Origin of the sequence: Marinobacter sp. OP 3.4 (assembly GCF_036224885.1) — a bacterium.
GTDB lineage: Bacteria > Pseudomonadota > Gammaproteobacteria > Pseudomonadales > Oleiphilaceae > Marinobacter.
Window position 1 is genome coordinate 1 of sequence record NZ_JAVVLT010000122.1, and the last position, 24670, is coordinate 24670.

Below are 24670 nucleotides of genomic sequence, written 5' to 3' on the forward strand. Positions count from 1 at the left end.
ACTTCTTCCTGAAGATAAAAGCAGCGTTTCCCGGTAAAGCGCGATGAACCAAAAAATAGCCCAAAGTAACAATGGCGACGGAGGCAGAAGCATAAGTCACAAAGAAAATGACTCCGCGCCATGCTTCCGGCGCGACCAACCAGGCTATAGCCAGTAGCAGGAAGTAAATGCCGTAGAGAATGAGGTAAATCCGATCAGGCTTCATGATTCAGACAGTTCCCGATCATCTGATTCATCGCTTCCAGGGCCATCTCCTCACTACGTTCGTATGGTCCTTCGACCGGCACCACCGCCCGAAAGAACTGAAAGTCCTCCCCGTCCCACTGACCATAGATTGCCCGTAGATCCCTGTGATCACCAAAGACGGTATCGAAGGTGGTAACCAGGCGGCCACCCAGCTCATGGAACCTAATATCGGACATGGCGTCGTAAGGCATCTGCTCTTCCAGATGGGCCATGAAGGAACGGGTAAATTGCTCAGACAACGCCTTCCCCTGGAGGGAGGGTGAGATATCCTCAAGCAGGGTATTGGTGGGCGCTGTCCCGAAGAACTCAAAAACGATTCCAATCCATTGGTTGTCGCTGTCGACTGGAGTGAATTCGAATCTTGAGTACTCGTTCGTGTCTGAGTAAGAAATGGACACCTCAGTCTCGGTCCCCTCAGACTGCTGGCACATTAGCGCTGCCGTGGCGGCCTGTGAACAGGCCAGGCATGCGACAGCAAGTAGGGGGTAGAGGGCGCCTGTCCGATTGATAGCCATCCTGGGGCTTACCTTTTCAACGAGAAATAACGAAAGGCGAGGTGTCCGCCATAGAACATCCCAGCGATCCAGGCTCCCCAGAACAGGAAGGCCCGAGTCTCATTACTGGAGACAACCCAGGCCCAGACCACAAAACCGGTGATAACAAGCTGAACCAGAGTGTTGATGGCGGCTATAGATCTCATTGGTAAAACGGCGAATCCCGAAGTTCGGATCGACGATCCAATTCTGCCTCGAGTTTGTTGAGGCGGGAGTAACTGGACGCAAAAGATAGCCATATCACTATGGTGGCCATCCCGCCTTTGGTGATGCGTCGGTTTCTTCCGACCTCACGCACGAAGTCTTTCAGACTTGAAGCAGAGAAAGTCACGCCAATAAGGGCGCCAATTTCCTGGAACAGTTCGAGGAATTCCTGATCTTCAAGCAGCTCCTCGTTGGTCATGGACCAGACACCCCAGCGCTTGTTCACCAGTGCGGTATCAACAGCCTTTGTCTGTAGCCGATTTACCAGATCCTTATTGTCCAGCGAGTGAATCACCTGCATGGCATCGTATCGCTGTCGCCTGTCGAGGTGCCGGTACATGATGGTCACGGACATCGCGGCCAGGCCCTTTTCGCCGGTGGGTTCTACCATGGCGAACGGCAGGTCCAGAATTTTGGCAAGTTCGCGAAGTTGTTCGGTCGTAGTGGTAGGAAGGCGGTACGGCAGGTCTTTTGTAGCGGGCATTCCGGTCATGATGAATATCCTTATCCATGTTAGGGAAACTGAAACCTATCAGTTTTGGTCATGTTAAAACAGTTCGCAGCATACGACGTAAAACCAGTTAGCAGTTTAACGCATAGCTAACCGGCGCGAGGTACGAGCGTCCGGTTGAGCGCCGTGTTACATCGGTCATTTCGAGTGCTGTGCCAGCTGAGAGCCATCACGAAATTGCCTCGATGATCAAATGAGAGGCGTTGCCGTTGCCCCGGACGGCGGCTAGGGCAGTTCCGCACGAACACCGGACATTCCCGACGAGCGTTTCCGCGAGTGGGCCTGTCACCGCAAGCGTGACCGTCAGCGGCCCATCGTGACACGGCGACACGTTGGCGTGTCCTGACTCCAAAATCTCCGCGACAGCAGCTTCGATCGCGCGTATGTCAGGCTCCGCAGTGCATTCATCCCAAGTGAATTCATACTTCATGTAGATCTCCCTTGGCCATGTAACCAAGCATGAACAGACACTCTCAACAGAATCGTCCTGGTACTACTTACTGGTTTCCCACCCGCGACGCCCAGACCGGATGCTCAGCAAGCCGCTCCTCCAGAAACGCGACGAACGCCCTTACCCTGGGCGGCACCAGTCGCCGCTGGGGCATCACTGCGTGGATACCGGTTTCCATTAGCCGGTAGTCCGGCAGCACCACTCTCAGTCGACCGCTGCTCAGGTGCTCGTGGATATGCCACACCGAGTGCTGGGCGATACCCAGACCACCGAGTACCGCCTCGGTGAGCATTTCACCCTGGTTACTGCGTACGCGGCCGCCTACCTGTACCGCCTCGCTTTTCCCCCGCCTGTCAGTGAGATGCCAGACGTCCTGCCGCTGCCGGCTGCTGGAGAGCACCAGGCATTGGTGGTCGGCGAGGTCGGCGGGACGTTGCGGGGTGCCCTGGCGATCCAGATAGTCAGGGGCGGCGCACAATACCCGCCGGTCGTCGGCGATACGCCGGGCTACCAGGCTGGAATCCTCCAGAACACCGACACGAATGCCCAGGTCATAGCCATCACCGACCAGATCCACTATCTGGTCGGTGAGGCTGACGTGCACATCGAGCCGGGGATAGCGGTTAAGGAAGTCCGGCAGTAATGGCGAGATGTACTGCCGCCCGAAGGAGTGGGGCATGGTGACACGCAGGGTGCCGGTGACGTTTTCGGCGCTTCCGCGCAGGTCCTGGGTGAGCGCTTCCAGGCCCTCCACCAGGTCGCGGCCCTGATCCGCCAGTGCCAGGCCTTCCGGGGTCGGGTGGAGGCGTCGGGTGGTACGGTGCAGCAGCCGGACGTTGAGGCCTTTTTCAAGGCGCTGCAGGCGCTGGCTGGCCACCGCCACCGACAGATCAAGGCTGCGGGCGGCGGCGCTGATGGAGCCCAGATCCACCACGCGCAGGAACAGGGCGATGTCGCTCAGACGGTCCATGGCGGATACATTATCAATAAAATCTTGAAAATGCTTAAAGATAATAAAGGTATCACGGAAAGAAGGCCGGGCCTAGTATGCGGGTCATCACTCTCTGATGGACGTTACGATGACTGCTTCAACCTCTTCGCGCCCGGTGCCCTGGGCACTGTATGCGCTGACCATCGGTGCCTTCGGCATCGGCACCACCGAATTCGTGATCATGGGTGTGCTGGAGCAAGTGGCCACCGATCTGAACGTGAGCATCGGCCGCGCCGGCCTGCTGATTTCCGGCTATGCCCTGGGCGTGTTCGTTGGCGCACCGCTGCTCACCATCGCCAGTGCCCGCTGGCCGCGTAAGACGGTGCTGGTGGCGCTGATGATCATTTTCACCCTGGGTAATCTGGCCTGCGCCCTGGCGCTGAACTATCCCATGCTGATGGCCGCCCGGGTGGTGACCTCCCTGGCACACGGGACCTTTTTCGGCGTTGGTTCGGTGGTCGCCACCGGTCTGGTGGCGCCGGACAAACGGGCCGGCGCCATCGCCATCATGTTCACCGGCCTGACCGTGGCGACGCTTCTGGGCGTGCCCGCCGGTGCCTGGCTGGGGCATGAATACGGCTGGCGCACCACTTTCTGGGCGGTCACTGGCGTGGGTGTGCTGGCGACCCTGGTGATCGCTCTCATGGTGCCCCGCGATAGTGGCGCCGGTGAGGAAATGGGCTGGCGCGACAGCCTGGGGGTGATCGGCCGGCCGCCGGTGCTGTTGGGGCTGCTGATGACGGTGCTTGGCTTCGCCGGGGTGTTCACCGTGTTCACCTATATCCAGCCGATCCTGACCGGCATCGCCGGCTTCTCCCAGGATGCAGTGTCGTTGATTCTGCTGGTGTTCGGGGTCGGCATGATCGCAGGGAACCTGCTCGGCGGTCGTCTGGCCGACCGTGGCCTGGCGCCGGCGCTGCTGATAACCCTGTCGGGGCTGGCCGCCGTTCTCGGTCTGTTCTCTTTCGTGCTTGATCATCAATGGGCGACGGTAGCCTTCGTGGGTCTGTTGGGTGTAGCCAGCTTTGCCACGGTGGCGCCCTTGCAGCTGTGGGTGCTGAACCGGGCAACGGGCGCCGCCAGCCTGGCGTCGAGCTTCAATATCGGGGCGTTCAACCTGGGCAACGCCCTGGGCGCCGGATTGGGCGGTGTGGTGATCGAGCAGGGTGGCGGCTTTACCGCCGTACCCGGCGCCGCCGCCCTGGTGACCCTGGCCGGGCTGGCAGTGGCCGCCTGGGCCATAAAGCGAGAGCGGGGCGAGGCCATGGGGCCCCTCCCGCCAATGGTCTGCGAACAGGAGCAAGTGTGATGGAATATCGTTATTTGGGACGGTCCGGTTTCAAGGTACCGGCACTGGGTTTCGGGGCCGGCACCTTCGGTGGCAAGGGGCCGCTGTTCAGTGCCTGGGGCAATACCGACGTGGCGCAAGCGAAGCGGCTTATCGACATCTGCCTGGACGCTGGCGTCAATCTGTTTGATTCTGCGGATGTCTATTCCGACGGCGCCTCGGAAACGATTCTTGGCGAGGCGATCAAGGGCCGCCGCGACCGGGTGATTGTGTCCACCAAGATGTCGCTACGCACTGGAGAGGACGCCAATGAGGCTGGTAGCTCCCGCCATCACCTGATCCGCGCCACCGACCGCGCACTGAAACGGCTGGGAACCGACTATATCGATGTACTGCAACTGCATCACTTCGACGCCATGACGCCGGTGGAAGATGTCATGTCGGCTCTGGATGATCTGGTACGGGCCGGCAAGGTACGCTACCTGGGTGCTTCCAATTTCTCTGGCTGGCAGTTGATGAAGTCCCAGAGCGTCGCGGAGCGTTATGGCTATGCGCGCTTCGTGGCGAACCAGACGTACTACTCCCTGGTGGGCAGGGATTACGAGTGGGAACTGATGCCCCTGGGGCAGGACCAGGGCCTGGGCGCCCTGGTGTGGAGTCCCCTGGGCTGGGGCCGCCTGACCGGCAAGATCCGTCGTGACCAGCCGTTACCCGCCGGCAGCCGTCTTCATGAGACGGAAGGATTCGCGCCGCCGGTACCGAACGAGCGACTGTATCGGGTGCTGGATGTTCTTTTCGAGATCGCCGAAGAAGTCGGCAAGACCGTGCCACAGGTGGCGATAAACTGGTTGCTGCGACGTCCGACCGTGTCGTCGGTTCTGATTGGTGCGCGGGACGAAACCCAGTTAAGGCAGAATCTCGGCGCGGTCGGCTGGTGCCTCGACGAATCCCAGGTCGCACGTCTGGACGTGGCGAGTGCAGTAACCCCGCCCTATCCCTATTATCCCTATTGGAATGGCCAGTTCGCCGAACGCAATCCACCACCGGTATGACTGACGGGCTCGAAAACCCACCTGCACTCAAACGACGCCCGGGATCTCTGACATCAGACACTGTGCCGTGGCTTCCGTCAGCCATTCCTCAGGACCGAGACAGGGACAATCACTTTCAACTGACACCGGGCAGTCTGTCGATCAGGCATAGCTCCATGCGACTACAGGGTATAAGTAAGCAAGCAGGAGGATAAGCCCATGAGAAAAGTGATAGTCGGTGCCATGGTTTCACTGGATGGCGTTATGCAAGCACCCGGCGGCCCCCAGGAAGACCCGACAGGCGGTTTCAGCTACGGCGGCTGGGTGGCGCCGATGGTGGATGAGGTGTTCGGCGAGGAAATCGACAGGCTGTTCAGTCCGCCATTCGACCTGCTGCTCGGACGGAAGACCTATGAGATCTTTGCGGCACACTGGCCGTATGCGGAAGGCGGGCCGGATGACGCCATCGCCAGAACGTTCAATTCCATCCGCAAGTATGTTCCGACCCGGAAGGGGCTGGAGTTGACCTGGAACGGCTCGGTGGCCCTCCGGGATGCGGCGTCGGATGTGGCCAGGCTGAAGCAGGAGGATGGGCCGACACTGGTCACACAGGGCAGCACTGACCTGATCCATACGCTGCTTGCGAGTGATCTTGTCGACGAGATCAACCTGTTCATGTTTCCGGTGGTGCTCGGGGCGGGCAAGAAACTGTTTGATGATGGCGCGAAGGCGACGGCGTTCAGACTGACCACCAGTCGGGTGTCACCCAACGGTGTTGTGATCGCGCATTATGTGCGGGATGGCGCGGTAAAAACCGGCGACTTCGCCATGGATCCTCCCACGCCGGCGGAGCTGGCGCGGCGTGAGAAGATGCAGCGGGAAGCAGACAACGACGGAATCCGTTCACGCTGAGCCCGGTAGCCAAGCAGATTACTCCGCCATGCTGACACCGGATCCACCGATGTCTTCAGGCACATCCCGAAACTTCGGCAGTCCGTCCCGGATTTTCAGCACTGTCTCCTGGTAATGCACATGCACGCCCGGGTTGAACGGAAGTCCGGGCAGAATTGCCACATAGACATCCGTCAGGCCGAGGTCCGGGTGTTCGGTGAGAACGTGTCCGCCACAGGTTCTGCACCATTTTCTAAGGCTTTGGGGTGTTTTCCGATAGGTGCCGATGTTGTCCTCACCCCTGGTGATCCGGACGGCTTCCGGTTGCCATAGTGAAAAGGCGTTGACCGGCCCGGCTGACCAGTGCCTGCAATCATTGCAGTGGCAGTAACCCATCACCTCCGGTTCGCCGCTGACAATCAGTTCCACGGCGCCACAGAAGCAGTGTCCCCTGTAGACTCTGGTGCTGTTCATGTCTCCTCCTACAACGCGGATTGTTGCGCGTTGGATCCAGTGTTACCCAGGCAGGTCTTTTCGCGTAGTGGCGGAGGCGACACAATACAGGGGTGATACAGACACCGGAGGTGGGGCATGATCGATGTCACCGTTATCCTGGTAGAGGGCGGGATGCCATCCACGGCCGTTGCGCCGCTGGAGGTATTCAGTACGGCGGGCGTGCTTTGGAACAGTATGCGTGGAGAGCCGGCGACGCCGCATTTCCGGGTGCGCACGGCGTCCCGCGATGGCCGCCGGGTTTCCACGGCGGTAAACCTGAACCTGGAGCCTACCTGCGCCTCCGACGACGTGGAATCCACCGATCTGATTATCGTATCGGCGGTGGGTGCGGACTTGGAATCCGCCTGTCCGGCCAACACGGGCCTTTACCCGTGGCTTAGGAAATGGCACCAGCGTGGCGTGACCATTGCCGGTGTTTGTGCCGGCGTGGCGCTGGTGGCCGAAGCCGGCCTCCTGGATGACCGCCCTGCAACAACCCACTGGGGCGTAGTGGACGCATGCAGGCGCCGGTATCCGCGGGTTCGCTGGCAGCCAGAGCGGTTTCTGACGGAAAGCGGCAATGTGTTGTGCAGCGGCGGTGTCTATGCCTCCGTGGACCTCAGCCTATACCTGGTCGAGAAATTCTGTGGCCACAAAGTGGCCATGGAGACGGCGAGGGCGTTGTTGCTGGAGACACCGCGTGTCTGGCAGGCGGGGTACGCGGCGGCTCCCCCGGAGGTATCCCACGAGGACCGGCAGATCCGCCAGGCCCAGGACTGGCTGTTTCACCATTTCAGTGAACCGGTCCGACTGGATGAACTCGCCGGGCACATCGGTATGAGTCCAAGGAACTTTGCCAGGCGCTTCAAGCTGGCCACCGGGGAAACACCGACAACCTACCTCCAGCGCCTGCGAGTCAATGCGGCCCGCCACCTGCTGGAGAACGAGCAGAAGACGGTTCAGCAGGTAAGCCGCGCCGTTGGCTACGATGACCTGGCCTTTTTCCGGCGGCTGTTCAAACGCCATGTGGGTACGCCACCACAGGTATATAGCGAGCGTTTTGGTATCCATCCATCGGAGAACGTCGCAATCGCCGGGCGTGCTCCGCATCGGTGAATCGGGGGTGAACATCCTTATTCACTTGCAGGAAGCTAAAAACTATCAGCTTTGGCCTTCCTTGAGCAGGCTTCAGACTCTTCAGGCAGGCGAAGCCCGGCACGAACGACCTCGCTGGTTGAGCGGTATCGGCCACTTTTGAGCTGTTCTGCAACGAACGCATCATGAAGTTGGCTCAGAGTGATGGTGGTGTTCTTTCTCACGTCGTCCACTCCAGCGGCGCGCGGGGATCGGGCTCGTACGCGAAGTAGGTGCCGGTCCGTATGGTCCGTGTCAGGTGTTCGCCCAGACGGGGGTGGTGCCGGGCGATTCGGTCAAGGGCGTAGCGCAGCGAGCGGGTTGCGCCGGTGCGGGCCCGCTCCACGCCGTCGCCGACGGTCCGGGCCCGGTGGTTCAGGCCAACGCCGCGGCGTAGCTCGTCCACCAGGAACTCGCGATCGGCACGGGCAAGTTCGGCGCGGCGGAAATCGTTCTGGCTCTCGGCGTCCGCGATGTCCTCTTCCACCTCCGCCAGCCGCTGCCGGTAAGCCTCGCGGGCCTTTGAGTCGAACACTTCCAGGCCACACTGCGCCGCCATACGGGGCGCGTCCGATGTGGTCTTGGAAGGAAGTGCACCGCGTTCCACCGCCACCAGGTCCAGCACGTGGAACTCCCGCCCCGGCTCCGCCAGCAGTCGTTCCAGGTAACGCATGCCCTTGAGGTCTTTCAGGCGCACGGTGGCGCCGCCGAAAGTCACCGTCCGCATCTCTCCCTCGCAACGGAAGACGCCATGCCCGGTGTCGGTGGACGCTGGTTTCGATGTCGATGGTTCCTGCTGGCGGGCCAGTTCCGCCCAGGGTTTTGCGTTGAGGTCCTCAAGCGTCCGGCAGGCAGCCTCCAGCTCCATGTCCGCTGTCTGCTCGTCGCCGACGTGCCGGTGCGCTGCGGCCAGCACAACACGCAGGCTTGCGGCGTCGTAGGGCATTCGCAGTTCGGCCCATTCCATGACGGCTTCGGTGAGCAGCCGGATAGCGTCGTTCGCTCGACCGTCGCTAAGCGCCAGTCGTCCCAATGCGGCCAGCGAGGAGTTCTGTAATGTGCGGCTTTGGTATTTCCCGGCGATGTCGGCCAGCTCGGTGGCGGCGGCGCGAGCGTCGTCGTCCTTGCCGGCCGCCAGCGCGATGACCACCTGGGCTTCGAGCAGGGGGGCCCGCTGGAGGCTGCCCGAGGGCGGACGTTCCTTGGATGGGATATCGAAGGGGTGCTCAAGGGCCGTGTTGATCATCGCGGCTGCTTCGTCGACCCGTCCCTGTGCCAACCGGAGTAGGGCGAGCCCGGGCTGCGGCAGCCAGGCATTCTGGTGGGCGGCGAGGAAGGCTTCTTCGGCGCCGGCGAAATCGCCCTTGCGCAGCCGCGCGTTGCCCAGCTCGGTCAGTGGCCAACCGAATTCCCGCCGCATCCAGGGGCGCAGCTCCTCACAGGCCTGCAGCGCCTCTTCCTCGGCGGCGTCACAGGGCCCCCGCAACCGCATGATTTCCGCCCGGTGTACCCGGCAGCGGCCATTGAGTCCCCCGAATGCCGCCCCCTGGCGCCATCGTTCCATGGCTTCGGTCCATTCCTCTGCGCGGTCGTGGTGGCCGATCCACTGCATCGCGCAGATCACCTCGCACCACATCTGCCCGGTGGTCAGGGGATCGAGATGACCGGCGCTCAGTTCCACGGCGACATCGTCGAGTGAGCTCAGACCCTCATCGACGTCGCCGTTGTAGATGCAAACCCTTGCCAGGGCCACCTGGCCAATGATGGCAGGCGGTGCCACACCGTGCCGGTGCCCTTCATCCATGGCCCGACGGGCCCACTGGCCAGTGCCCGGCATATCGCCACACATCAGGCGTTCGTAGGTCCGCACGGCGGCGAGCCATGCCCACACCGGGCTGTCCGGCGCATCGCCCACCAGGCGTTCCGCCCGCGACAGCCAGGCACGTACGGTGGCCATCAACCCGGTATCCATCATCAGGTACATGCCCACCATAACCGCAGCGAACGCCGCCGCGTGGGTGTCACCCCCATCCAGTTGAAAGCGGTAGAGGTCACCATACGCCGTCAGCGTGCCTTCCAGGTCACCGTTCCCGTAGGCCGCCTGGGCCCGCAGCTCCAACAGCTCGGCGGACGGCGCAACGGACAGAGCAGCGAGCCTGTCCCTCGCCCCGGCGAAGTCGCCGGCGTCGAGCGCGGCCTGTATCGGAGAAAGGTCCGCATCCTCCATCACTCAACCCTCCCTGTTCCAATGTAACAAGGATTGTTACGCCCATCAGGGTAGGTGCCCGGAGCACCTGTCCAAAACCCCAAGGAAAAGGAGTAACTGCCATGAGCGAAACCCTTTATGACAGACTCGGCGGCCAAGCCGGTATCGACAAGCTTGTAAACCGCATTGTCGACCTGCACCTCCAGAATAATGTTGCCGGCCCCAGGTACCAGGCCCTGACCGAGGAGGCAACGGACCATGCCCGCGAAAAGGTCAAGGAGTTCCTCGCGGCTGGTTCCGGCGGCCCCGTGGAGTACACGGGCCGGTCAATGCTGGAGACACACACCGGGATGAACGTCAGTGCGGCCGAATTCGTGGCCGTGGTCGACGATATCATGCAGGCCATGAACGAGATGGACTACCCGGGCCCGGTCTGCGATGAAGTCCTGGGTATTGCCTATTCCCTGAAAGGCGAAATCATTCACAAGTAGGGAAACGGCGCCTGTCCGTTTGCAGCACAGTCGGGAGTGGGCACGGGGAGTTGCGTTGTCCCCCGGAGCCCCATTCCCGTTTCCAACACTCATCCCGGCACAATTATCATAGTCGACATTCCGTAGGGGCAAACGTTACTTGCGGTTTTTACGTTCTCCACCCTCGTCCCAGGCTCGTCACTCCAGCAACGACACCCCCAGCTTCATCGCCGTTTCCGTCACCACCTCCACCGGCTGCGCGTAGCCGTTCGCCATCCAGTGCAGGGCAATATGGATAACGCCGCCGAGTATGCCCGCCTGTAGCATCCCGTCGAAGTGCTGGCCCGGCTGGGCGAGGGCGCGGGTCATGTCTTCGCTGCTGGCATGGAGGGCACGCCCGATGGCCCGGTCCACCTGGGGGCTGATGCCGCGGATGTCGATCAGCATCAGGCGCGCCAGGTTGGGCTCATCCTTCAGGAACTGGAAGTAGGCCCGCAGCATCGCGCGGCTGCGCTCCATGGGGTCACTGCCGGCGGCTTCCGCAGCTGCCATGTTGATGTCGCGCACCCGTTGGGCGGTCTGCTCGTAGCAGGCGATCAGCAGCTCGTCGCTGTGGCTGAAGGATTCGTAGAAGTAGCGTTGCGTCAGCCCGGCCGCGTCACATACCTGCTTGACCCCGGAATGCCGGTAGCCGTTGCGGCCGTATACCTCGGTGGCGGCCTCGATCAGCAGGCGCCGGCGTTCTGCCCGGCGCTCCTCCACATCGGCACCACGATATCGTCTTCTGGTACTGGTCGGTGTAGTCATGGATATCATTCTGACAACAGGGATTGCCAAATCCTACCTGACAATCTAGATTGTCACTATTACCCCAGTCACGGGATGACAACATGAACCGCACACAAGAACAATTCCAGCCCTCACCGCTGGACGTCCTGATCATTGGCGCCGGCCTGTCCGGTATCGGCGCGGCCCACGCCCTGACAGATCAGTGCCCCGACAAGCGCTACCTGATCCTCGAGCGTCGCCAGGCCATCGGCGGCACCTGGGACCTGTTCCGGTACCCGGGCATCCGGTCCGACTCGGACATGTACACCCTCAGCTACAGCTACAAACCCTGGACGGGGCGCAAGGCCATTGCCGACGGCCCGGACATCAAACGCTATATCGAGGAGTTGGCCGAAGAGTCCGGCGCCATCCACAACATCCGCTTCCAGCGCCGCGTGGTGTCCGCCAGTTGGTCGAGCGAGGACGCGCTGTGGACCGTCACCGCCATGGCCACCGACGACGCCGGCCATGAGCACGAGGAGCAGTACCAGGCCCGCTTCCTGTCCTCCTGCTCCGGTTACTACAGCTATGACGAAGGCCATCGCCCCTCTTTCCCGGAGGAAGAGTCGTTCGAGGGACAGATCGTCCACCCTCAGTTCTGGCCGGAAGACCTGGATTACTCGGGCAAGCGGGTGGTGGTCATCGGCAGCGGTGCCACCGCCGTCACCCTGGTGCCCGCCATGACGGAGAAGGCCGCCCATGTGACCATGCTGCAGCGCTCGCCCAGCTACGTGGTGTCACGCCCGCAGACCGATGGTATCGCCCAATCCCTGCAAACCGTGCTGCCCCTGCCGCTCGCCCACCGGGCCACCCGCTGGAAAAACGTGCTGTTGGGCTCGTTCTTCTATGGGATTGCCCGCAAAAAGCCGGAGATGTTCAAACAGCGGCTGATCCACATGGCGCAGACCCAGGCCGGCAGTGACGTCGACATGAAACACTTCACCCCCAGCTACAAGCCCTGGGACCAGCGCCTGTGTGCGGTGCCGGACGGGGACCTGTTCCACGACCTGCGGGCCCGGCGGGCCTCCGTGGTGACCGATACCATCGAGCGCTTTACCCCCAGGGGTATCCTGCTCAGTTCCGGGGAGGAACTGGAAGCCGATATCATCGTGACCGCCACCGGCCTGAAGCTCAATGCCCTGGGCGACGTGACGCTGACCGTGGACGGTGAACCCATCGTCTTTGGCGATTGCATGTCCTACAAGGGCATGATGCTCAGCGACATTCCCAACATGATCGTGACCTTCGGCTATACCAACGCCTCCTGGACCCTCAAGGCGGAGCTGACGTCCGGCTATACCTGCCGGCTGCTGCGTTACATGGACCGGAAAGGCTACCGTATGGCCGTCCCACGCCGCGAACCCGCAGTGGGCGAAAAGCCGTTTCTCGATTTCACGTCCGGCTATGTGCTTCGGGCCGCTGACCTCCTGCCCAAGCAGGGCGACCGGGCACCATGGCAGGTGCACCAGAATTACCTGAAGGACAAGCTCACCATCCAGTACAGCCGTATCGATGACGGCGTCCTGCAGTTCAGATAGAACCGGAACCAGCATGCAAATCAACGAGAGTGTTGCCGTACTCACCGGCGCCGGCAGTGGCATCGGTCGCGCCCTGGCCCTGCTGATGGCGGAGCAGGGCTGTCACCTGGCCCTGGTGGACATTAATCCCGCCCTGCTGGAGGAAACCGCTATCCTGGCCCGTGCCCATAATGTCCGGGTCAGCGAACATCCGATGGACGTCTCCCGGCGGGAGGCCATCGCGGCCCTGCCGGACTCGGTCATGGCTGAGCATGGCCGGGTGGACCTGCTGATCAACAATGCCGGCGTCGCCCTGGGCGGGCACTTCGATCAGGTCACCACCGAGGACTTCGACTGGCTGATGGCCATCAATTTTGATGCGGTGGTGTGCATGACCCGCGCGTTCCTGCCCCTGCTCAGACAGCGCCCGGCGGCACGGATTGTCAACGTGTCCAGCCTGTTCGGCCTGGTCACGCCCGCCGGTCAGACCGCCTACTGCGCCAGCAAGTTTGCCGTGCGCGGCTTCTCCAACGCCCTGCGCCTGGAGCTTCAGGACACCCCGGTGGGTGTCACGGTGGTACACCCGGGCGGCGTTGCCACGGGCATCGCCACCAGTGCGCGATTGCCGGCAGGCGTCAGCGATGCCGAAAAGGCGCGGGAGCTGGACAGGGCAAGCAAGTTGCTGCGCATGCCACCGACCCGTGCGGCGGAGATCATTCTCGCTGGCATCTGCAACGACAGGGCCCGCGTACTGGTGGGTAACGATGCCCGCATCCTCGCCTGGCTTGAGCGCCTGATGCCAGTCAACTACTGGCGTCTGATTCCGGGTCTGGCCAGAAAGCCAGGCTGATTCCGACCCACTGACCAAGGACTTCCACCGTGAGTTATCTGTTCAGTATTGTACTGATCGTCGTGTTGGCCCTCGTGATCGGTCTGTCTCTGTACACGCTGTTCATCGCCAAACGCGTCGAGCTTGGCATGCCCCCGGAAGGTCGATTCATCACCGTCATGGGCAACCGCATCCACTACATTGAGCAGGGCAGTGGGGACCAGACCATCCTGCTCATCCATGGCCTCAGCGGCGTGGCCCAGCACTTCGGCTACAGCGTTATGGGCCAGCTGGCGCGCCACTACCGGGTAGTCGCCATCGACCGGCCCGGCAGCGGCTATTCGGTACGCCCGGGGCGCGCTTCCGCCTCGCTGGCCGTACAGGCGGACGTGGTCGCCGGCGTTATCGACGCGCTCAACCTGGGCAAACCCATGTTGGTGGGCCACTCGCTGGGGGGTGCGGTTTCCCTGGCCACCGCCCTGCGCCACCCGGACAAGGTCAGTCGCCTCGCCCTGATTGCGCCTTTGACTCACCTGCCTGAACGTCCATCCGAGGCCTTTGCCGCACTGAACATCCGCCATCCCTGGCTGCGCAAGCTGGTCGGCTGGACGCTGGCAATCCCGCTGTCCGTCCGGCGCAGCGACCAGGTACTGGACATCGTGTTCGGGCCCGAGGACGTCCCCCATGACTTCGCCGTGCGCGGTGGTGGCTACCTGAGTATGCGCCCCAGCCACTTCATCGCCGCGTCGACGGACATGCACGCGCTGGAAGACATCCTGCCCGCCATGCAGCAGCGCTATGACGATCTGAAGCTGCCCATTGGCATCCTTTACGGTCGTGATGACCGCATCCTGGAGCCACAGGAACAGGGGCAGGCCATGGCCGACCGGGTGCCTGGTGTTGAACTGGAGATGATTGAGGGTGGCCACATGCTGCCGATTACCCAGCCGGATATCACTGCCGGATTCATTGAGCGGCAGATGCGGCGGGGAGGCCATCAGGCTTAACTGACGGCATACTGCACCATGAGGAAAGCAGGAGCTTTCGCGCAGTACCCGGCATCCCTGTCAGGACACCGTCTCCGCCACCTCCCACGCACTGGTCAGCGGGTCAGTTTGTTCAGCCAGGCCAGCACATCCTCCTGCACCTGCTCACGGTTGGTCTCGTTGAGCAGTTCATGGCGGGCATCGTCGTAGAAGTGGTGTTCAATCCGGGTCAGTCCCCGCGCTTTGTATCGCTCCAGCAGGGCGTTGGTGGCCTCCAGATTGTTGCCAACCGGGTCCAGCTCTCCCTGGATAACCAGAACAGGCAGGTCCTCGGGAATCTCCTGCTCACGGGCGGGATCCCGCAGGTCCGCCATGCCGTAGAAGAAATCCTTGACCAGATCGTTGCTGAACGCGAACCCGGACTGGGGATCGTCCACATACTTCTGGACCTCGGCCTCATCACGACTCAGCCACTGAAAGCCGGGCTCATCACTGAACGGTTTGTTGAAGTCCATGAAAATGCCGGCCCAGATCTGGGAGTCCGCCAGGGGAGCCTCCCCGGCGGCCGCATCCACGGCGTCCAGCAGGTCCTGGGGTGGTGGCGGGCCATAGGCAGTGCCGGATAGAACCAGACCGTCGATCAATCCCGGTTGGCGGGTGATGTAATCCTGCGCGATGAATGAGCCCATACTGTGACCGAACAGCACCAGGTCCGCATCGGGGTGTTCGTCATGAATGATGGTGCTCAGTTGCATCTCGTCCATGACGAAGTGGTTCCAGGCATCGGGGCCGGCGTCGCCCAACTCTCCGGAGCGCACGCGGGTGCGGCCGTGACCGCGATGGTCCGTGGCATAAACCGCATAGCCATGCTGATTCAGGAACCGGGCAAAACGATCATAACGCCCACTGTGCTCCGCCGCCCCATGAATCACCTGGACCACGGCATGGGGGTCGGAATCTGCCGACCAGTACCGGTAGTGAACCTCCGCACCATCAGAGGCTTCCATCACACGCCATTCACTGGCATCCGCCATTGCCATTCCTCCCGACAGCACTATGCTGATTACAGCCATGAAACACCTTCCAGCGAGGCTGTTGCCCCTGGGAAACCCTGTACCTTGCATCGTCGTTCTCCGGTTATTGTTGTTAGCGTTACCGAGCCGAATGCTTTCGATTATTTTCGTTTTTCTGTACTCGTATTCGATATCGAATATAGCAGGGGGCGTCATGAAATCAACGCGGCTATCGATAAGGACGCCAAACCTCAGGCCATCCTACGAAGACAAGCCAATTCCTCCTTGCCTTCGTACAGACGTCCAATAGACTGAGAACAACTGTCGTCAAAATCACTTACGGTCTTGCGGCAGCATAGAAACAGCGAAACTCCCCAACGACCAAGAGGAATGGCCGTGTCCCCACTCTCCTGCTTACGCCGCACCGCGACTGTCATCCTTATGCTGATTACCGCGCCGGCCATGGCCGCCGATCCGGTGGTGGTGTCGTCCAAGATCGATACGGAAGGCGCCGTGCTGGGCCAGATGATTCTGCAGTCCCTGGAAGACGCCGGCATTCCGGTGGAGAATCGCCTGCAACTGGGCGGCACCAGCATCGTACGCAATGCCATCAAGGCCGGTGAGATCGACCTCTACCCGGAATACACCGGCAACGCGGCCTTCTTCCATGACCAGGCCGACCGGGATATCTGGAAGGACGCCGACAAGGCCTATGAGCAGGCTGCAAGCCTGGACAAGGAAGCACACAACATCATCTGGCTGACGCCCGCCGAGGCCAACAACACCTGGGCCATGAGTGTGCGGGGGGATCTGGCGCGGGAAAACAACCTGAAGACACTGGAAGACCTGGCGACCTATATCAACGATGGTGGCGCCTTCAAGTTTGCGGCCAGTGCGGAGTTCGTCGAATCCGAGAGCGCCCTGCCTGCCTTCCAGGAGGCCTACGGTTTCACCCTGGGGTCCGACCAGCTGCTTATCCTCTCCGGCGGCAACACCGCCGCGACACTGCGGGCGGCGGCACTGAACGACAACGACGTCAATGGCGCCATGACCTACGGTACCGATGGCGGCCTTGATGCCCTGGACCTGAAGGTGATGGAGGACACCCTGGGCGTACAGCCGGTCTACCAGCCGGCCCCCATTGCGCGCGCCGAGGTGCTGGAGACCTACCCGGAGATCCGTGAGGTCCTGGCACCCATCTTCGAATCCCTGGACCTGGAGACCCTGCAGCGCCTGAACGGGCAGGTGGCGGTAAATGGCGTACCCGCCAAAACCGTGGCCCGGGATTACCTGGATTCCCTGGCCAGGGACTGAGGTTTGTCGGTTATCCGGCCTGATTCAATCCGGACGCTGCCCAACCGGGTCATTCCGGCACTCGGCCTGTTGGCGCTGGCACTCGTCTGGCTGCTGGACTTTGGTACCATCCAGCCGAACCGAATCGTGTCCGGCACCGGCCACGGTCTGTTGTCAGCCGTGGGCTGGGCCGGGGCTGTGGGTGTCACCGGGAGTCTATCGGCCTGCGTTGTGCTGTCCGTCCTGCCGATGCGTCAGCGTTACGGGATGCTTCTCGGTCTGGTGGGCCTTTCACTGGCGATGCTGCCGTTACTGCTGGACGTGTTTGCTACCCGGCATCTGCCAGAGGGCTCACCCTATGCCCGTTCGTCCATCGGGCCAGGGTTCTGGTGCCTGTTGTTCCTGCTGTCCCTGATGATGATCGAAATACTGGGTCGCCTTCGCGCCGATCGGTGGCTGCAATTCCTGCTGCTGGCGGTGATCGTGGGCAGCTGGCTGGTCCTTTTCCGCAGCGATGGCCTGGAGAGCCTGTCGCTGGTACGGGAATACAATGCCCGGCCCGATGCATTTGCGCAGGCCCTCCGGGCCCACCTGGCGCTGGCATTCGGGGCCGTGGGCATCGGTGCGGGGCTGGCCTTCGTGCTGGCCCTGAAGATGATCCGCAGCCCGGCCTGGCAACGCCCGATCCTCGGGGCCGTGAGTTTTCTGCAGACCATTCCCAGTCTGGCGGTATTCGGGCTACTCATTGCGCCGCTGAGCGCGCTGTCTTCAGCGTTCCCACTATTGCAATCGCTGGGTATCCGCGGCATTGGCTGGACACCGGCCCTGCTGGCGCTGATCGCCTACAGCCTGCTGCCCATGGTGCGCAACACCTTCGTGGCGATTACCGACGTGCCGGAGCATCTGGTGGACGCGGGCCGGGGCATGGGCATGACCGAGCGTCAGCTGTTCTTCCAGGTAAAGCTGCCACTGGCGCTGCCGGTGATGATCGAGGGTGTGCGTATCACCACCATCCAGGCCATCGGCCTGACAGCGGTCGCGGCCCTGATTGGCGCCGGCGGGTTCGGGAGTTTCATCTTCCAGGGCCTGGGGCAGGCGGCCATGGATCTGGTATTGCTCGGCGCCCTGCCGACCATCGCCCTCGCGCTGCTGGCCGATGCCTTGCTGACGATGCTGGCCGCCAGCCTACGACCGACCCCGGCAACGGCCTGACATGGAAAAGGAAACGTCCGGATGATCGAACTGAAGAATGTCACCCGACGCTTTGGCGATGCCGTTGCGGTGGATAACATCAACCTGACCATCGAGACGGGGGAGGTCTGCGTACTGGTGGGCAGCTCCGGCTGTGGCAAGTCCACCACACTTCGCATGATCAACCGCCTGTTGCCCCGCAGCTCCGGTGAGATCCTGGTGGATGGCGAGGACATCGCCACCATGAATCCCCAGCAGTTACGCCTGAACATGGGTTACGTCATCCAGGGTACCGGGCTGTTCCCCCACTGGACCGTGGCCCACAACATCGCCATGGTGCCCCGGCTGTTGAAGTGGCCGAAAGAACGGATCGATGCACGGGTTGAAGAGCTGATGACCCTGCTGGATCTTGATCCGGCCACCCACGCCGGTAAATATCCCCAGCAACTGTCCGGCGGCCAGGCCCAGCGGGTAGGCGTCGCCCGGGCCCTGGCGGCGGACCCCAACATCCTGTTGATGGATGAGCCCTTCGGCGCGCTGGACGCGATCACCCGGGAGAACCTGCAACTGGAGATGCTGCGGATACAACAACAGGTCCGCAAGACCACGGTGTTCGTCACCCACGATATCGATGAGGCCCTGAAGCTGGCCACCCGGATTGCGGTGATGGATCAGGGCCGCATTCTCCAGCATGACACGCCGGAGAGTATCCTCCGCCGACCCGCGTCCGGGTTCGTGGAGAACCTCGTCGGCAAGCAGGATCGCGGCCTGAAGCTGATGAGCCTGCGACCGGTGCGCGACCTGATGACCCGCCATGGCTCACCAAAGCCATCGGAGACCGGGACAGAGGGGGTCAGGGAAGACGACAACCTGCGCCTCGCCCTGTCCATCATGCTCTGGCAGGACCTGCCACAGGTGGCGGTGTTCAATGCCCAGGGTCAGGAGACCGGTGTGATCAGCCGCGAACGCATTATACAGGAAGGTACCTGATGCGCGTCTGGCTACCCTCCATACTGCTCGCCCTGGTGCTGTGCGGGCTCAGCGCCGCCATGCCGGTACTGGAGCCGCTCTTTCACTGGGTGGAGCCGGACAGGCAGCGATTGATCTATGACCGGGAAAGCTTCCTGTTCCTGCTGCAGAATCACCTGACGCTGGTGGTTATCTCAGCGGCTATCGGCAGTCTTGTTGCGGTAGCCGGCGGTATCTTCGCCACCCGCCCGTCGGGCCGGGATTTCCTGCCCCTGGTCAGTCAGGTGGCATCCATTGGCCAGACCTTCCCACCCGTTGCTGTCCTGGCCCTGGCGGTGCCGGTGCTGGGCTTTGGCGAGGCGCCGATCCTCGTGGCCTTGGTCCTCTATGGCCTGCTGCCCATCCTGCGCAATACCCTGGCGGGCCTGGAAGGCATCGACCCGGCGGTACGGGAGGCGGCCAGGGGTATGGGCATGTCACCGATGCAGGTCCTGGTCCGGGTGGAACTGCCCCTGGCCGGTCGGGTCATCCTGGCGGGCATTCGTACCTCGGTGACCATCAACATCGCTACCGCCGCCATCGGCTCCACCATCGGTGCCCGCACACTGGGCGACCCGGTCATTGCCGGGCTGGTGAATGGCAATACCGCCTACGTGCTACAGGGCGCGATCCTGATCGGGTTGCTGGCACTGACCACCGACAGCCTGTTCGAGGCACTGGAACGTACCTGGGACCGTCGGTTTTCGCCACAACCCGCCATGACCTGAATCCCCGTCGCCACTCACCTGTTACAGTACCGGTCTGGCGCTTCGGTCGAATGCCAGATGGATACTCACAAGCTGAAGGCACGCACGGCGGTAGATTCATGACGATTCCCCTAAAAGACGTAAGCCTGCCGGAAGTCTCCTGCTCCAATTGCCGGGCCTGTTGCTGCCGTCTGGAGGTCCTGCTGATTACCGACACCGGCGTTCCCGAGCGGCATATCGCCCGGGATGAGTGGGGTGGTGAGACCATGCGGCGCCTGGAAGATGGATGGTGCTCCGCGCTGGATCGGGATACATTCCTGTGTACCATCTATGAGAATCGCCCCTGGATCTGCCGGGAGTTCGAGATGGGCTCCGATGAATGTCTGGATGAAAGGGCGGAGATGCTGTGAGTCAGCAAGGAGAGCCAAATGCTGGAACTAAGACCCAACTGTGAGTGCTGCGACAGGGATCTACCGCCCGAGTCCACCGAGGCCGTGATCTGCACCTTCGAGTGCACCTTTTGCCGGTCCTGTGCCTCGGGCGTCCTGAACAACCAGTGCCCCAACTGCGGCGGTAATTTCGTGCCCCGGCCGATTCGTCCAGCCGCGCATCTGGAGAAATTTCCGGCTTCCACCAGGCGTGTCCTGAAAGCCGGTGGTTGTGCTGAAGGCACATAACCGATTCCAGCAGCCCTTGGTTAATGGGCTCCTCCAATCAATGGATGAACAACGGAGAACAGGTAGTAGCGTGGATAATCGGGCAGAGGCGGTTTGGATTCGGGGTGCTGCCAAGGCAGATGCCGAGGCCGTTGCAGAGTGCGTAGCGGATGCCTACGGACACTATGAAGAGCGCATTGGCCGTCCACCGGGACCAATGGTGCAGGATTATCACAAGGTCGTCCGAGAGTGCGATGTCTTTGTCGCGGTCGCAGACCAGGAGATTCAGGGAGTTCTGGTTCTGGCCCAGACCCGGGAAGGGTTCTTGCTGGACAACATTGCCGTGAATCCAGGGATGCAAGGCAAGGGTGTCGGTCGGGCGCTTCTGGAATTCGCCGAGCAGCGTGCCCGGTCTGCGGGTTACGATTCGATCTACCTGTACACCAACGCACTGATGTCGGAGAACCGGGAGCTGTACGCCCGGATTGGCTATAAGGAATACGACCGCCGCAGCGAACAGGGGCTGGATCGGGTATACATGCGAAAGTCCTTACCTCGTGGAACAGTTGATGAAACCGCACCAGATAAATGACCTCTGACTGCCAGAAAGGAGCCGGTACCAATGTACGTGCCTGAACATTTTAAAGAAGCCAGCAACCAGCAGCTTCACCAGTATATCCGCGAGTATGGTTTTGGCCTGTTAGTTGTCGCAGACGGGGAAGGCATTGAGGCAAACCACGTTCCTTTCCACCTGAGCGATACGGACAACGGATCTCTCGGCCTTTTACAGTGCCATGTAGCACGTAAGAATCCGGTCTGGCAGCGCCTGCAACACGGCGCCCGGGTCCTTGTCGTATTCCAGGGACCTGATGCATACGTTTCGCCGTCATGGTACCCAACCAAGGAGGAGACCGGCCGGGTTGTACCAACCTGGAACTATCTGGCTGTCCATGCGGAGGGGCGTGCCCGGAGCGTCGAAGACCCGGCATGGCTGCATCAGCACCTTCGACAGCTCACAAAGCAGCACGAGGCGGAGATGGACGAGCCTTGGGCGGTGGACGACGCGCCTTCAGATTTCACCGAGCGCCTGGTTCAGGCGATTGTAGGCATCGAAATCGAGATTGAGACGTTGACCGGCAAGCTGAAGGCTAGCCAGAACCAGCCGGAGCGAAACAGGCAGGGAGTGAAGGCTGGCCTAGAAACGGAGGACAAGGCCCACAGCCGCGCCATGTCCGATTTCATAGGCTGATCACAATGGGGTGTGCCAGAGATTCACGAAGAAAAGGGCAGATCCATCCAACCTGAAATCGATTCTTCATCCGTACGAACGCCAGACGCAGGGAGGTCAGAAGGTGATATTGGACTTACCGGCACCAGATACACAGGGCGACCATTCGCTGGTCGAGTGCACCAGAACCCGCCAAAGCATTCGCGAATACTCAGACTCACCCATCCCCTTACAACACCTGTCTCGGTTACTGTGGTCCGCACAGGGAGTGACGCGATCGGACGGCAAGCGGACAACGCCGTCCGCCGGTGGTCTGTATCCCCTGCAACTCCGCGTACTGGTCCGTCGTGTTGAGGGGCTGGAACCAGGAGTCTATGACTACCTTGGCGACAGCCATTCGTTGCGCCTTGTGGGCAGACTGCCATCGGATGAAACCATGCAGTCCGTGGGTATTGGCGATCAGCCATGGCTGGCGGAGTCCGCTATCGTGATAGGCGTTGTCGCCGATCTGGCCGGTACCGTTCGACACTTCGAATCCCAGCCACCTGTAGGGGAACGGGGCAAACGATACGTTTATATGGAAACCGGCGCATTGACCCAGAATGTTCACCTCCATGCCACCGACCTTGAGCTCGGCTGTGTTCTGGTTGCGGGATTCGATAACACCAGGGCCACGGAGGTATTCAAGCTATCTCCGAAACTGGAACCCATGGCCTTGCTTTGCCTTGGGCATGGGCCATCCAAATGCCAGGAATAGTTCTGAGAGGGCACATCGTTGTCCCGCTTCATGATCTCGAACCAGTCCTTCAGGAGCTGCCAGTCCACATTGAGTTGACCCGGAAGGAGCCAGGATGCCTGATCTTTGACGTCAACCAGGACTCTGAAGTATCGACAATTTTCCACGTCTACGAGGAGTTTATTGACCGTCAGGCGTTTGAAGCTCACCAACATCGGGTACAGAATTCGAATTGGGGGCGAGCCGCAGCCAGCATAGAAAGGCACTACACCATTCATGAAATCGACTGAAACCAATGGTATAACCCACACATAGAGGTGTCCGACACAGCCGACACGTACACCGGAGTTCGCTATACAAAGGAGGTAACACCGTGGCAAAACAGTTCGAGGAACTGCTCCCGGAGCATACGGATTTTATCAATGCCCAGCACCTGTTCTTTGTCGGGTCCGCTGGCGCCGAGGGGTTTGTGAACGTCTCGCCAAAGGGCATGGACAGCCTGAGGATACTGGGCCCCGACCGGCTGATCTGGCTGAACCTGACCGGCAGCGGCAATGAAACCGCTGCCCATGTGCTGGAGAATGGCCGCATGACGATCATGTTCTGCTCCTTTGACAAGCAGCCCCTGATTCTCAGGGTCTATGGCAGGACGGATGTGATTCACCCGAGAGACGATAGCTGGGACGAGCTTGTCGACCAGTTCCCGGACTATCTCGGGGCGCGGCAGATTTTTGATCTGGATATCGAGCTTGTGCAGACCTCCTGCGGATTCGGCGTTCCCTATTATGACTTCCAGGGCGAGCGGGACACCCTGACCAACTGGGCCAGCAAAAAGGGAGAGGAAGGCCTGCAGGCATACTGGACGGAGAAGAACCAGTTGAGTCTGGATGGGAAAGCCACAGGCATCCGCTAAACTGGAACTATCGCCCCTTCCAGACACCCGAAGGATCAGCCAATGAAATACTCTGCCAAGGGAACCCTGTTGTGGGCCGGACTGTTCCTCGCCTCTGCCACCGGCTGTGCGGTTGGCAATGGTGACGATCGTTCGGCATCGGATTCGACCGCACTGTGCAGCGAGGCCTGGTATGAAACCGTCGAGGCGGAAGTCCCCACCGGCGACGGTCATGGACATGGTCCAGATGTCGGCTCGGAGGAATGGAAGTCGGTAGTCGAGTTCAAACTCGGTATTCGTGGACAACCGGATGTGCCGGCAAGGGACAGCGACGCCTGGTGTCGTCATATCGATCAGGTTATTTCAGAATAACCTGGCGGGGCAGCCGAATGAAAAGATCGAGTTGCCTCGACAGAAGATCATTGTCTGGTCACGGTGTTCATACGCGGTGACATAACCGCTGAGTCAGCGTCCGACGGTCTCTCACAACGCATTAACCAACATCCGCCCCGCCACCACCAGCAGCAACCCGCCAAAACACCGTTTCAGGGTTGGCGCCGGGATCTTGTGGCTCAGGGACACACCCACCGGGGCCAGCAGCACCGTGAACACGGCAATCAGTGCCACCGCCGGCAGGTAGACGTAACCCAGGGACCAGTCCGCCGGGGACTGGCCCCAGCCGGAGATGACGTAGCCCAGCGTGCCCACCACTGCCAGCGGGAAGCCCAGGGTGCTGGAGGTGGCCACGGCCCGTTGCATGGGGACGTTGAAGAACACCATTAGCGGCACCATCACATTGCCGCCACCGATGCCGGCGAGGCCGGATAGCACGCCGCTGAACAGACCCAGGCCGGTGGTGCCGGCCCTGCCGGGCATGGTGCGGGCCGGGTCCGGTACCCAGCGGCTGAGCATGATCAGGGAGATCACCAGCAGGAACACCGCGATACCGATCTCCAATACGACCGCTGGCAGGCGGGCGGCGATAAAGCCGCTGAGGAAACTGCCCACCACCACCGTGGGCGCCCATAGTTTGAAAATGGTCCAGTCCACCGCTTTGCGTTTGATCTGGGCCCGGGCGGCTGAAACCGAGGTGAAGATGATGGTGCACAGGGAGGTGGCCACCGCCGTGATCACGATGAATTCCGGCGGGAATCCCTGGGCCGAGAGTATCAGCACCAGGGCTGGCACGATGACGACGCCGCCGCCTATCCCCAGCATGCCGGCCAGTATGCCGGCGACGATTCCCAGGGCGGAGCAGGCGATGATCATGTCCATGGTGTTTCCTTTTAACGGTTGCTTTTCAATGAGAGTGAG

Annotated in this window: 31 protein-coding genes; 20 read left to right on the plus strand and 11 right to left on the minus strand. The window is 61.4% G+C overall.

The genetic code is table 11. From position 1 onward, the window contains the following. The 5 genes from RO069_RS20950 to RO069_RS20970 all read right to left on the minus strand — a co-directional run. On the minus strand, nt 1-205 hold a 205-nt coding region (locus RO069_RS20950; protein ID WP_328190113.1), incomplete at its 3' end, for a hypothetical protein. After that, a complete protein-coding gene (locus RO069_RS20955) occupies nt 195-644 on the minus strand; it encodes a hypothetical protein (protein WP_328190114.1) in 450 nt (149 codons plus the stop codon). The genes RO069_RS20955 and RO069_RS20950, both read right to left, overlap by 11 nt. A gap of 298 nt (nt 645-942) precedes the next feature. Next, nucleotides 943-1497 (minus strand): hypothetical protein, encoded by a 555-nt coding sequence (locus RO069_RS20960; RefSeq protein WP_328190115.1) that lies wholly within the window; start codon nt 1495-1497, stop codon nt 943-945. A gap of 187 nt (nt 1498-1684) precedes the next feature. Further along, on the minus strand, nt 1685-1945 hold the full coding sequence (locus RO069_RS20965) for a hypothetical protein (RefSeq protein WP_328190117.1): 261 nt from the start codon (nt 1943-1945) through the stop codon (nt 1685-1687). Nucleotides 1946-2012: 67 nt separating this feature from the next. After that, nucleotides 2013-2936 (minus strand): LysR family transcriptional regulator, encoded by a 924-nt coding sequence (locus RO069_RS20970; RefSeq protein WP_328190118.1) that lies wholly within the window; start codon nt 2934-2936, stop codon nt 2013-2015. Nucleotides 2937-3045: 109 nt separating this feature from the next. Here RO069_RS20970 and RO069_RS20975 point away from each other — a divergent pair, with 109 nt between their 5' ends. The 3 genes from RO069_RS20975 to RO069_RS20985 all read left to right on the plus strand — a co-directional run bounded on the left by RO069_RS20975 (nt 3046) and on the right by RO069_RS20985 (nt 6188). Beyond that, the gene (locus tag RO069_RS20975; protein ID WP_328190119.1) at nt 3046-4266 is read left to right on the plus strand and encodes an MFS transporter; all 1221 of its coding nucleotides are present in this window, start codon (nt 3046-3048) and stop codon (nt 4264-4266) included. Continuing rightward, nucleotides 4266-5297, plus strand: a complete 1032-nt coding sequence (locus RO069_RS20980; protein ID WP_328190121.1) for an aldo/keto reductase — start codon at nt 4266-4268, stop codon at nt 5295-5297. The genes RO069_RS20975 and RO069_RS20980 overlap by 1 nt, the downstream gene beginning before the upstream one ends. 198 nt (nt 5298-5495) lie before the next feature. Beyond that, a complete protein-coding gene (locus tag RO069_RS20985; RefSeq protein WP_328190123.1) occupies nt 5496-6188 on the plus strand; it encodes a dihydrofolate reductase family protein in 693 nt (230 codons plus the stop codon). A gap of 18 nt (nt 6189-6206) precedes the next feature. Here the strand turns inward: RO069_RS20985 and RO069_RS20990 are convergent, their stop codons facing one another. Then, nucleotides 6207-6641 carry a GFA family protein gene (locus RO069_RS20990; RefSeq protein ID WP_328190124.1) on the minus strand — a complete coding sequence of 145 codons (435 nt, stop codon included), beginning with the start codon at nt 6639-6641 and terminating at the stop codon, nt 6207-6209. Nucleotides 6642-6758: 117 nt separating this feature from the next. Here RO069_RS20990 and RO069_RS20995 point away from each other — a divergent pair, with 117 nt between their 5' ends. Continuing rightward, entirely contained in the window at nt 6759-7778 is a 1020-nt protein-coding gene (locus RO069_RS20995) for a GlxA family transcriptional regulator (RefSeq protein WP_328190125.1), read from the plus strand. Between the two features lie 35 nt (nt 7779-7813). On the opposite strand, the gene RO069_RS21000 is transcribed toward RO069_RS20995, so the two are convergent. Together RO069_RS21000 and RO069_RS21005 are read right to left on the minus strand one after the other, a co-directional pair. After that, the gene (locus RO069_RS21000; RefSeq protein WP_328190126.1) at nt 7814-7981 is read right to left on the minus strand and encodes a type II toxin-antitoxin system ParD family antitoxin; all 168 of its coding nucleotides are present in this window, start codon (nt 7979-7981) and stop codon (nt 7814-7816) included. Further along, complete coding sequence (locus tag RO069_RS21005) at nt 7978-10026, minus strand: tetratricopeptide repeat protein (protein WP_328190128.1); 2049 nt, start codon at nt 10024-10026, stop codon at nt 7978-7980. The genes RO069_RS21000 and RO069_RS21005 overlap by 4 nt, the downstream gene beginning before the upstream one ends. A 98-nt stretch (nt 10027-10124) precedes the next feature. On the opposite strand from RO069_RS21005, the gene RO069_RS21010 reads away from it, so the two are divergent. After that, a complete protein-coding gene (locus tag RO069_RS21010) occupies nt 10125-10493 on the plus strand; it encodes a truncated hemoglobin (protein WP_328190130.1) in 369 nt (122 codons plus the stop codon). 177 nt (nt 10494-10670) lie between these two features. Here RO069_RS21010 and RO069_RS21015 read toward each other — a convergent pair whose 3' ends face one another. Then, nucleotides 10671-11279 (minus strand): TetR/AcrR family transcriptional regulator, encoded by a 609-nt coding sequence (locus RO069_RS21015; RefSeq protein WP_328190132.1) that lies wholly within the window; start codon nt 11277-11279, stop codon nt 10671-10673. 83 nt (nt 11280-11362) lie between these two features. Between RO069_RS21015 and RO069_RS21020 the strand changes: the two genes are divergently transcribed. Genes RO069_RS21020 through RO069_RS21030 form a run of 3 tightly spaced genes read left to right on the plus strand, consistent with a single transcriptional unit; the run spans nt 11363 to nt 14653 of the window. Further along, nucleotides 11363-12838 carry a flavin-containing monooxygenase gene (locus tag RO069_RS21020; protein ID WP_328190133.1) on the plus strand — a complete coding sequence of 492 codons (1476 nt, stop codon included), beginning with the start codon at nt 11363-11365 and terminating at the stop codon, nt 12836-12838. A gap of 13 nt (nt 12839-12851) precedes the next feature. Then, nucleotides 12852-13667 (plus strand): SDR family NAD(P)-dependent oxidoreductase, encoded by an 816-nt coding sequence (locus tag RO069_RS21025; RefSeq protein ID WP_328190134.1) that lies wholly within the window; start codon nt 12852-12854, stop codon nt 13665-13667. A gap of 29 nt (nt 13668-13696) precedes the next feature. Next, on the plus strand, nt 13697-14653 hold the full coding sequence (locus tag RO069_RS21030; RefSeq protein WP_328190136.1) for an alpha/beta fold hydrolase: 957 nt from the start codon (nt 13697-13699) through the stop codon (nt 14651-14653). A 95-nt stretch (nt 14654-14748) separates the two neighbouring features. On the opposite strand, the gene RO069_RS21035 is transcribed toward RO069_RS21030, so the two are convergent. Continuing rightward, a complete protein-coding gene (locus RO069_RS21035; RefSeq protein ID WP_328190138.1) occupies nt 14749-15666 on the minus strand; it encodes an alpha/beta hydrolase in 918 nt (305 codons plus the stop codon). 369 nt (nt 15667-16035) lie between these two features. Between RO069_RS21035 and osmF the strand changes: the two genes are divergently transcribed. From osmF to RO069_RS21095, 12 genes are all read left to right on the plus strand, one after another. Beyond that, the gene (gene osmF / locus RO069_RS21040; protein WP_328190140.1) at nt 16036-16959 is read left to right on the plus strand and encodes a glycine betaine ABC transporter substrate-binding protein OsmF; all 924 of its coding nucleotides are present in this window, start codon (nt 16036-16038) and stop codon (nt 16957-16959) included. A 12-nt stretch (nt 16960-16971) separates the two neighbouring features. Then, nucleotides 16972-18150: an ABC transporter permease gene (locus RO069_RS21045; protein WP_328190290.1), complete on the plus strand. Its 1179-nt coding sequence runs from the start codon at nt 16972-16974 to the stop codon at nt 18148-18150. 21 nt (nt 18151-18171) lie between these two features. After that, nucleotides 18172-19119, plus strand: coding sequence for an ABC transporter ATP-binding protein (locus RO069_RS21050; protein ID WP_328190142.1), 948 nt, complete (start codon nt 18172-18174; stop codon nt 19117-19119). Next, on the plus strand, nt 19119-19865 hold the full coding sequence (locus RO069_RS21055) for an ABC transporter permease (RefSeq protein WP_328190144.1): 747 nt from the start codon (nt 19119-19121) through the stop codon (nt 19863-19865). Before RO069_RS21050 ends, RO069_RS21055 begins: the two co-directional genes overlap by 1 nt. A 98-nt stretch (nt 19866-19963) precedes the next feature. Beyond that, the gene (locus tag RO069_RS21060) at nt 19964-20254 is read left to right on the plus strand and encodes a YkgJ family cysteine cluster protein (protein WP_328190145.1); all 291 of its coding nucleotides are present in this window, start codon (nt 19964-19966) and stop codon (nt 20252-20254) included. Nucleotides 20255-20272: 18 nt separating this feature from the next. Then, on the plus strand, nt 20273-20521 hold the full coding sequence (locus RO069_RS21065; protein WP_328190147.1) for a DUF1272 domain-containing protein: 249 nt from the start codon (nt 20273-20275) through the stop codon (nt 20519-20521). Between the two features lie 70 nt (nt 20522-20591). After that, on the plus strand, nt 20592-21092 hold the full coding sequence (locus RO069_RS21070) for a GNAT family N-acetyltransferase (protein ID WP_328190148.1): 501 nt from the start codon (nt 20592-20594) through the stop codon (nt 21090-21092). A gap of 30 nt (nt 21093-21122) precedes the next feature. Further along, entirely contained in the window at nt 21123-21749 is a 627-nt protein-coding gene (locus RO069_RS21075) for an FMN-binding negative transcriptional regulator (protein WP_328190149.1), read from the plus strand. A 103-nt stretch (nt 21750-21852) separates the two neighbouring features. Further along, on the plus strand, nt 21853-22485 hold the full coding sequence (locus tag RO069_RS21080; protein ID WP_328190151.1) for a SagB/ThcOx family dehydrogenase: 633 nt from the start codon (nt 21853-21855) through the stop codon (nt 22483-22485). Continuing rightward, a complete protein-coding gene (locus RO069_RS21085; protein ID WP_328190152.1) occupies nt 22473-22754 on the plus strand; it encodes a putative quinol monooxygenase in 282 nt (93 codons plus the stop codon). The genes RO069_RS21080 and RO069_RS21085 overlap by 13 nt, the downstream gene beginning before the upstream one ends. Nucleotides 22755-22837: 83 nt before the next feature. Then, nucleotides 22838-23377 (plus strand): pyridoxamine 5'-phosphate oxidase family protein, encoded by a 540-nt coding sequence (locus RO069_RS21090; protein WP_328190154.1) that lies wholly within the window; start codon nt 22838-22840, stop codon nt 23375-23377. Between the two features lie 42 nt (nt 23378-23419). Beyond that, complete coding sequence (locus RO069_RS21095; protein WP_328190156.1) at nt 23420-23728, plus strand: hypothetical protein; 309 nt, start codon at nt 23420-23422, stop codon at nt 23726-23728. Nucleotides 23729-23839: 111 nt separating this feature from the next. On the opposite strand, the gene RO069_RS21100 is transcribed toward RO069_RS21095, so the two are convergent. Then, nucleotides 23840-24631 carry a sulfite exporter TauE/SafE family protein gene (locus RO069_RS21100; protein ID WP_328190158.1) on the minus strand — a complete coding sequence of 264 codons (792 nt, stop codon included), beginning with the start codon at nt 24629-24631 and terminating at the stop codon, nt 23840-23842. Between the last annotated feature and the right edge of the window lie 39 nt (nt 24632-24670).

Coding starts and splice junctions, on each gene's coding strand:
- RO069_RS20960 (WP_328190115.1), bottom strand. CDS start 1,497: ATGACCGGAATGCCCGCTACAAAAGACCTGCCGTACCGCCTTCCTACC.
- RO069_RS20965 (WP_328190117.1), bottom strand. CDS start 1,945: ATGAAGTATGAATTCACTTGGGATGAATGCACTGCGGAGCCTGACATA.
- RO069_RS20970 (WP_328190118.1), bottom strand. CDS start 2,936: ATGGACCGTCTGAGCGACATCGCCCTGTTCCTGCGCGTGGTGGATCTG.
- RO069_RS20975 (WP_328190119.1), top strand. CDS start 3,046: ATGACTGCTTCAACCTCTTCGCGCCCGGTGCCCTGGGCACTGTATGCG.
- RO069_RS20980 (WP_328190121.1), top strand. CDS start 4,266: ATGGAATATCGTTATTTGGGACGGTCCGGTTTCAAGGTACCGGCACTG.
- RO069_RS20985 (WP_328190123.1), top strand. CDS start 5,496: ATGAGAAAAGTGATAGTCGGTGCCATGGTTTCACTGGATGGCGTTATG.
- RO069_RS20990 (WP_328190124.1), bottom strand. CDS start 6,641: ATGAACAGCACCAGAGTCTACAGGGGACACTGCTTCTGTGGCGCCGTG.
- RO069_RS20995 (WP_328190125.1), top strand. CDS start 6,759: ATGATCGATGTCACCGTTATCCTGGTAGAGGGCGGGATGCCATCCACG.
- RO069_RS21010 (WP_328190130.1), top strand. CDS start 10,125: ATGAGCGAAACCCTTTATGACAGACTCGGCGGCCAAGCCGGTATCGAC.
- RO069_RS21015 (WP_328190132.1), bottom strand. CDS start 11,279: ATGACTACACCGACCAGTACCAGAAGACGATATCGTGGTGCCGATGTG.
- RO069_RS21020 (WP_328190133.1), top strand. CDS start 11,363: ATGAACCGCACACAAGAACAATTCCAGCCCTCACCGCTGGACGTCCTG.
- RO069_RS21025 (WP_328190134.1), top strand. CDS start 12,852: ATGCAAATCAACGAGAGTGTTGCCGTACTCACCGGCGCCGGCAGTGGC.
- RO069_RS21035 (WP_328190138.1), bottom strand. CDS start 15,666: ATGGCGGATGCCAGTGAATGGCGTGTGATGGAAGCCTCTGATGGTGCG.
- osmF (WP_328190140.1), top strand. CDS start 16,036: ATGGCCGTGTCCCCACTCTCCTGCTTACGCCGCACCGCGACTGTCATC.
- RO069_RS21050 (WP_328190142.1), top strand. CDS start 18,172: ATGATCGAACTGAAGAATGTCACCCGACGCTTTGGCGATGCCGTTGCG.
- RO069_RS21055 (WP_328190144.1), top strand. CDS start 19,119: ATGCGCGTCTGGCTACCCTCCATACTGCTCGCCCTGGTGCTGTGCGGG.
- RO069_RS21060 (WP_328190145.1), top strand. CDS start 19,964: ATGACGATTCCCCTAAAAGACGTAAGCCTGCCGGAAGTCTCCTGCTCC.
- RO069_RS21065 (WP_328190147.1), top strand. CDS start 20,273: ATGCTGGAACTAAGACCCAACTGTGAGTGCTGCGACAGGGATCTACCG.
- RO069_RS21075 (WP_328190149.1), top strand. CDS start 21,123: ATGTACGTGCCTGAACATTTTAAAGAAGCCAGCAACCAGCAGCTTCAC.
- RO069_RS21085 (WP_328190152.1), top strand. CDS start 22,473: ATGCCAGGAATAGTTCTGAGAGGGCACATCGTTGTCCCGCTTCATGAT.
- RO069_RS21095 (WP_328190156.1), top strand. CDS start 23,420: ATGAAATACTCTGCCAAGGGAACCCTGTTGTGGGCCGGACTGTTCCTC.
- RO069_RS21100 (WP_328190158.1), bottom strand. CDS start 24,631: ATGGACATGATCATCGCCTGCTCCGCCCTGGGAATCGTCGCCGGCATA.